4 protein-coding genes are annotated in these 6,447 nt (G+C 69.2%); all 4 read right to left on the bottom strand.

The annotated features are described in order from the left end of the window. Positions 1 to 71 precede the first annotated feature (71 nt). The 4 genes from ACMZPQ_RS19560 to ACMZPQ_RS19545 all read right to left on the bottom strand — a co-directional run bounded on the left by ACMZPQ_RS19560 (position 72) and on the right by ACMZPQ_RS19545 (position 6,226). The gene (locus ACMZPQ_RS19560; protein WP_197581817.1) at positions 72 to 3,410 is read right to left on the bottom strand and encodes an ankyrin repeat domain-containing protein; all 3,339 of its coding nucleotides are present in this window, start codon (positions 3,408 to 3,410) and stop codon (positions 72 to 74) included. Continuing rightward, positions 3,403 to 3,663 carry a YcgL domain-containing protein gene (locus ACMZPQ_RS19555; protein ID WP_197581819.1) on the bottom strand — a complete coding sequence of 87 codons (261 nt, stop codon included), beginning with the start codon at positions 3,661 to 3,663 and terminating at the stop codon, positions 3,403 to 3,405. The genes ACMZPQ_RS19560 and ACMZPQ_RS19555 overlap by 8 nt, the downstream gene beginning before the upstream one ends. Before the next feature lie 150 nt (positions 3,664 to 3,813). After that, positions 3,814 to 4,827 (bottom strand): cytochrome d ubiquinol oxidase subunit II, encoded by a 1,014-nt coding sequence (gene cydB / locus ACMZPQ_RS19550; RefSeq protein WP_197581821.1) that lies wholly within the window; start codon positions 4,825 to 4,827, stop codon positions 3,814 to 3,816. A gap of 1 nt (position 4,828) precedes the next feature. Then, positions 4,829 to 6,226, bottom strand: coding sequence for a cytochrome ubiquinol oxidase subunit I (locus ACMZPQ_RS19545; protein ID WP_197581823.1), 1,398 nt, complete (start codon positions 6,224 to 6,226; stop codon positions 4,829 to 4,831). Positions 6,227 to 6,447 lie beyond the last annotated feature (221 nt).

Genomic DNA, 6,447 nt, shown 5'->3' with positions numbered 1-6,447 from the left:
CCGGCAACCTCGGGATTCCGGTGGTTTCATTGGATTGCCGGCCAGCGGCCGGCACTACCCATTTCCAGGGATCAGCCGTTGTCGCGCAGGAACCGGGCCATCGAGGAAACGCCCGGCACGCGCGGCTCGAACTCACCGGCCACGTCGATGAAGCCGCGCATCACCGCGATCTCGCGCGGGCTGCGGTTGAGGCCGTCGCGCACTTCCGGATCGGCACCGGCACGCAGCAGGCGCTGCACCAGCAACGGCAGCCCATGCAGGGCGGCCAAGTGCAGCGGACCGAAACCGCGCGGGTCGCGCACGTCCAGGCTCACGTCCTCGTCCAGCAGGCGTTCCACCGCGGCCATCACCACTTGCTCGTCGCAGGCGGTGCCCGGCTCGGCGCGTGCGCCCAGCAGCAGCAGCAAAGGCGTGACCGAACCGGCAGCGGCCTGGTCCGGCTCGGCGCCGGCCAGCAGCAGGGTGTCGAGCAGCGCCAGCAGGCGCGAGCGGTCGCGGGCACTGAAGCCGTACAGCGCGGCACAGTGCAGCGGCCCCAGCTGCTGCGCGTCACCAGCATGTACATCGGCGCCAGCGGTCAGCAGGCGCGCGACGATGTCCGGCAGGCCCAGCGCCGAGGCCAGCATCAGCACCGTCACCCCGCCCGGCAGGCGATGTTCCAGCTTGGCACCGGCATCGAGCAGGGCCGAGACGATGTCCACCTGGCGCATGCTGACCGCCGCCGACAACGGCGTGGCACCACTGACCGCCGCGTGCTGAGGATCGGCGCCACGCGCCAGCAGCAGGTCGGTCACCGCCAGATGGCCACCACCGGCCGCACGCAGCAGCGCAGTGCAGCCCTGTGCATCGACCGCGTCGACCGCGAATCCCAGATCGATCAGGCGACGCACGGCGTCCACATCACCGGCCATCGCGGCGGCCGGCAGATCGGCCTCGCGCAGGGTGCGGCGCGGCAACGGCCACACCCGCCAGTCCAGCCAATCGGCCAGGTCACGGCGACCGATCGACAGCGCCACGCCCAGCGGCGTCTGGCCATCGGCGGCGCGTGCTTCCGGCGAGGCACCATGCTGCACCAGCAGCTTCAGTGCACCTTCGCGGGCCAGCGCGGTGGCCAGATGCAAGGCGGTCATGCCATGGCTGTCGCGCGCTTCGCGATCGACGCCGGCCTTCAGCAGCGCCTGCTGCAGGCGCAGCCAACCCAGGCGTACCGCCAGTGACAGCGGCGGATCGCCGGCCGGCGAGGCCGCAAACGGATCGGCGCCACGTTCCAGCAATTCCAGCGCCAGCTGTTCCAGCCCTCGGGCGGCCTGATCATGTTGTGCACAGGCGGCAAGGAAGCGCGCCAGGCCGCCACGGCCCGCCGGCGACAGGCCACGCTGCAGCATCACCTGCAGCGCCGGCACCGCATCGATGCCGCGCGACAGCAGCGCGAACATCGGCGTATCGGCGCAGGCGTCACGCACATAGGGATCGGCACCGTGCGCAAGCAACCACTCCACGGCGCGCGGCTCCAGCGCCAGCTCGGGGTCGAGCAGCAGGCCGCCCAGTTCTTCCGGCTGGCACAGCCTGGCCAGCGCGGCCATGCCTTCGGTGTTGCCGAAGCCCAGCGCTTCGCGCAGCAGGGTCAGCGGTGGGCGATCCGGCAGCAGGCCACTGGCACTGGCCGCTTCGCCACGCTCGGCCAGGCCATCACTGACCGCAGCCGGCAACGGATAGGACGGGTCCAGCAGCGCGACGATCGCCCAGCGGCCGGCTTCGGCGGCGTAGTCCACCGCACGGCGGCCGACCGGATCGGTGGCATCGGCGGCAATGCCCAGCTCGACCAGGCGCTTGATCAGCAGCGGCGAAACATCCTCGGCCATCGCTGCCAGCTGCACCGCGTTGCGGCCTTCGCCATCCACGGCGACCAGGTCCGGCTTGTGCGGCAGCAGATGCTCGACCACGGCGGCACGGCCGGCGCGGGCGGCTTCCAGCCATGGCGTGCGCCCCAGCGCATCGCGCGCTTCCAGGTTGGCGCCGGCACCGAGCAGCACGCCGATGATCTCGACGTGGCCCGCCAGTGCGGCCTCATGCAGCGCGCTGCGGCGCTGACGATCACGCGCGTCGGCGCGCGCCTTGTGCTTGAGCAGCAGCTGCACACCGGCCGGATCGTCGTCTTCGGTGGCGGCGGCGGCCAGCAGCACCGGCGTGCCATCGGCCGGCTCGCTGCGGGCACCGCGCTCGAGCAGGAAACGCGCCAGGCGCCAGTTGCCGACCTGGCAGGCCACCGCCAGCGGCGACCAGCCGTCGCGATTCAGTGCATCGACTTCGGCCGCCGCATCGCGCAGCAGTGCTGCCACACCCGGGTCGGAACTGCGTGCGGCGTGATGCAGCGGCGTATTGCCATCGCTGTCGGTGGCGCGCGAATCGGCACCGTTGGCGAGCAGGGTCATCACCGCTTCGGGGCGCCCGTGCCAGCTGTCACGGGTGGCCGCCAACAGTGGGGTCATGCCGCGGTGCGGCGCGTTCACGTCGACGCCACGGGCAATCAGTTCACGCAGCAGCCGCAGGTCCGGCAGCACCGCGGCCAGTACTGCCAGGCTGCGCTGGTCGCGCCAGTTCGGGTCCGGCAGCGCATAGGGATCGGCGCCTGCCTGCAGCAGCTGCAGGCCACGGTCGATGCGGCCATGGCGGGCGGCTTCATACAGGGCCGGGGTCAGTTCCTGCGGCGCCATTGCCTCCAGCGGCGCGGTTTCGGCCGCCGCGGCGAACATCGGTTCGTGTTCGCTGCTGGCCGTGGCCAACGGGCTGGGGCGCAACGACACCAGCGGAGCGGGCGCGACCCGCTGCAGCAGAAGATGCAGCAGTGGCGACAGCACCACCACCGCCAGCGCGGCGGGCCAGCGTGCGCTTTCCGGCAGCAGGTCGGGCCAGGCCGGCAGCACCACCAGTGCGGCCAGGGTGATCACCAGCGCGGCCACACCGAGGCCGCGCCAAGCGGTCAGGTCACGTCCGGCCAGCGCCTGCCAATGCTGGGCCAGGCTGCCATCCAGGCGTTCAACATCGTTCCACAACGGCCAGGTACGCCAGGCCGCCAGCAGTCCGGCACTGACCAGCACGCTCAGGCCCAGCACTGCCGCCAGGCTGCCGCTGTCACGCAGCGCGGCCAACGGCCAGGCCAGCAGCAGCGCCAGCAACAACGGCGCGGCCGACCACAACGCCAGCAGCGCCGGCAGGTCCTGGCGCGCGACCCGCTTCAGTGGCAGCAGCGCACGACTGCGCCGCCACCACGACACGCCCAGCGCGAACGCAGGTTGTGCCAATGCGGCAAGGATGGCACCCGCAACGCCGCCCACGGCAGCGCCCAGCGCCAACAGGGCGCCGACGGCGAAAGCGATCGACAGCGCGCGCGGACGAGAGGCGTCAGTCATAGTGGCGCGGCATCAGGCTGGCCACCGACGGCGGTACCTGCAGGTAGAACCCGCGCTCGTTCATTTCGCTGCGGACCTTGTCCGGATCGGCCTGGGCCAGGCGCCGTTGGGCATCCAGGGCAACGTCCAGGACGAAAGTGAGCGTCCCCAGCGATTTGAGCAGCGGCGCAGGCAGCGCGCTGAAATCTTCGCGTCGGGGAACGTAGACGTAGGTGTCCGGCTTGAGTTGGCTTTTATAGACGTAGGCGTGCATGTCCGCGGGACAATAACCCGGGAAGAGCCATGATTGTGTCGGAAAGCCGACACCGGGGAAAGCCGTCAGCCGACGATGGCGGCGTGTTCGACGGCGTTTCCCCGGTGAGGTTCAGCAATGTGGCGACGGCGTTCAGCCTTGACGCGGCGCTCAGTGATAGCCCGCGTTGGCGTGCACCTTGCCGCGGAACACCCGGTAGGACCACGCGGTATAGCCGAGGATGACCGGCAGCAGGATCACCAGCCCGACCAGGGTGAAGCCCAGCGACGACGCCGGCGCAGCGGCCTGCCACAGCGTCATCGACGGCGGCAGCAGGTAGGGCCACATGCCCAGCACCAGGCCGAGGAAGCCAAGCACGAACAGCGCCAGGCTGAGCAGGAACGGCGGCAGGTCGCGGCGCGGATGGGTGGCGCTGCGCCACAACGCAGCCGCCACCGCCAGGGTCAGCAGCGGTACCGGCGACAGCCACCAGAAGTTGCCGTCGCTGAACCAGCGGTCCATCAGCCGCGACTGCAGGAACGGCAGCCAGCTGCTGACCAGGCCCATCGCCGCGATCACCGCCACCACCAGCGGCCGGGTCATCTGCCGCGCCAGCGCCTGCACGCGGCCTACGGTCTTCAGGATCAGCCAGGTACTGCCCAGCAGTGCGTAGCCGGCCACCAGCGCGGCGCCGGTCAACATCGCGAACGGGCTGAACCAGGCGAACGCACCGCCCTGGTAGACGCCGTCCACCAGCGGCAGGCCCTGCACCAGCGTGCCCAGAATCACGCCCTGCGCGAACGTGGCCAGCAGCGAGCCCAGCCCGAACGCCACGCTCCACAACCGGCGTGAGCGGTGCGCCTTGAAGCGGAACTCGAAGGCCACGCCGCGGAACACCAGCGCCACCACCAGCAGCAGCACCGGCAGGTACAGCGCCGACAGCAGCACTGCATAGGCCTTCGGGAACGCCGCCAGCAGGCCGGCGCCACCCAGCACCAGCCAGGTCTCGTTGCCGTCCCAGATCGGCGCGGCGGTGTTCATCATCAGGTCCAGCTGCTCCTCGTCCTCGGCGAACGGCGCGAGAATGCCGATGCCGAGCACGAAGCCATCCAGCACCACGTACATCAGCACGCCGAAACCGATCACCGCGAACCACGCCACCGGCAGCCAGGTCATCAGGTCCATGTCAGCGCTCCTCCAGCGGTTCGTCGGCCGCCGACAGCGGGCGCGCCGGGGTGTGGCTGCCATGGTCCAGCGACGGCCCTTCGGCATACGGCTGTGGCCCATGGCGCAGGATCTTCACCAGGTACCAGATGCCCCAGCCGAACACGAAGGCATAGCCAACCACATAGACACCCAGCGACAGCGCGGTCATCCACGCACTCTGTGGGCCGACCGCATCGGCGGTGCGCAGCACGCCGTACACCACCCACGGCTGGCGCCCCATTTCGGTGACGAACCAGCCGGACAGCAGTGCGATGAAGCCACTGGGCAGCATCCAGTTCCAGCCGCGCAGCAGCCACGGCGAATCGAGCAGCTTCTTCCGCCACAGCTGGAACGCCGATACCCAGGCCAGCAGCAGCATCAGCGTGCCCAGCCCGACCATGATGCGGAAGGCGAAGAACACCGGCGTCACCGGCGGCCGTTCGCTGGCCGGTACCGAGGTGAGCGGATCGAAGCTGCCGTCCAGCGAATGGGTGAGGATCACGCTGCCCAGCTTCGGGATGGCGACTTCGAAATCGTTGCGCTCTTCCTTCTCGTTGGGCAGCGCGAACACCACCAGCGGCACGCCCTCGCCTTCCTTGGTTTCATGCCAGTGCGCTTCCATCGCCGCGATCTTCATCGGCTGATGCTTGAGCGTGTTCAGGCCATGCATGTCGCCGACGAAGATCTGCACCGGCACGGTCAGCGCGGCGAACGCCACCGCCGCGACCAGCATGCGCCGACCCGCTTCCACGTGTGTGCCCTTGCGCAGGTACCACGCGCCGACGCCACCGATCACGAAACAGGTGGTGATGAACGAACCCAGCGCCATGTGCGCCAGGCGGTATGGGAACGAGGGATTGAACACCACCTGCCACCAGTCCACCGGGTGCACGATGCCATTGACCATCTCGTAGCCGGCCGGCGTATGCAGCCAGCTGTTGGACGACAAGATCCAGAACGTGGAGAACAGCGTGCCCAGCGCGACCATGCAGGTGGACAGGAAATGCAGGCGCGGCGAGACCCGGCCCCAGCCGAACATCATCACGCCGAGGAAGCTGGCCTCCAGGAAGAACGCGGTCAGCACTTCATAGGTCAGCAGCGGGCCGATGACCGTGCCAGCCACTTCGCTCAACCGCGGCCAGTTGGTACCGAACTGGAAGGCCATGACGATGCCGCTGACCACGCCCATGCCGAACGACACCGCGAAGATCTTCTGCCAGAAGAAGTACAACTCGCGCCACACGGGCAGCTTCGTGCGCAGCCAGCGCCATTCGATGAAGGCCAGCCAGCTGGCCGTACCGATGGTGAAGGCGGGGAACAGCACGTGGAAACTGATGACGAATCCGAACTGGATCCGGGACAACAACAACGCGTCCAAGGGACGCCTCCTGCCTGCGACCGGTGGGATACAGGACCACTTTAGGAGGATTTGGTTAAGCGGGGATGCGACCGGGTGACGCGCTGCTTCACTTTGTCGCAGGCGGGATGGCCTGCCAGGCATGGCCCAGCACTACCGATTGACCGCTTTGGTAGCTGCCAACCTTGGTTGGCACACGCCCCAACGCCGACCAAGGTCGGCATCTACCAGGCCCATCACCC

The organism is Stenotrophomonas maltophilia (assembly GCF_047497515.2).
Taxonomy (GTDB): domain Bacteria; phylum Pseudomonadota; class Gammaproteobacteria; order Xanthomonadales; family Xanthomonadaceae; genus Stenotrophomonas.
Note: the sequence above shows the minus strand (reverse complement) of the source record. Positions and strands in the feature narration are given on the sequence as shown.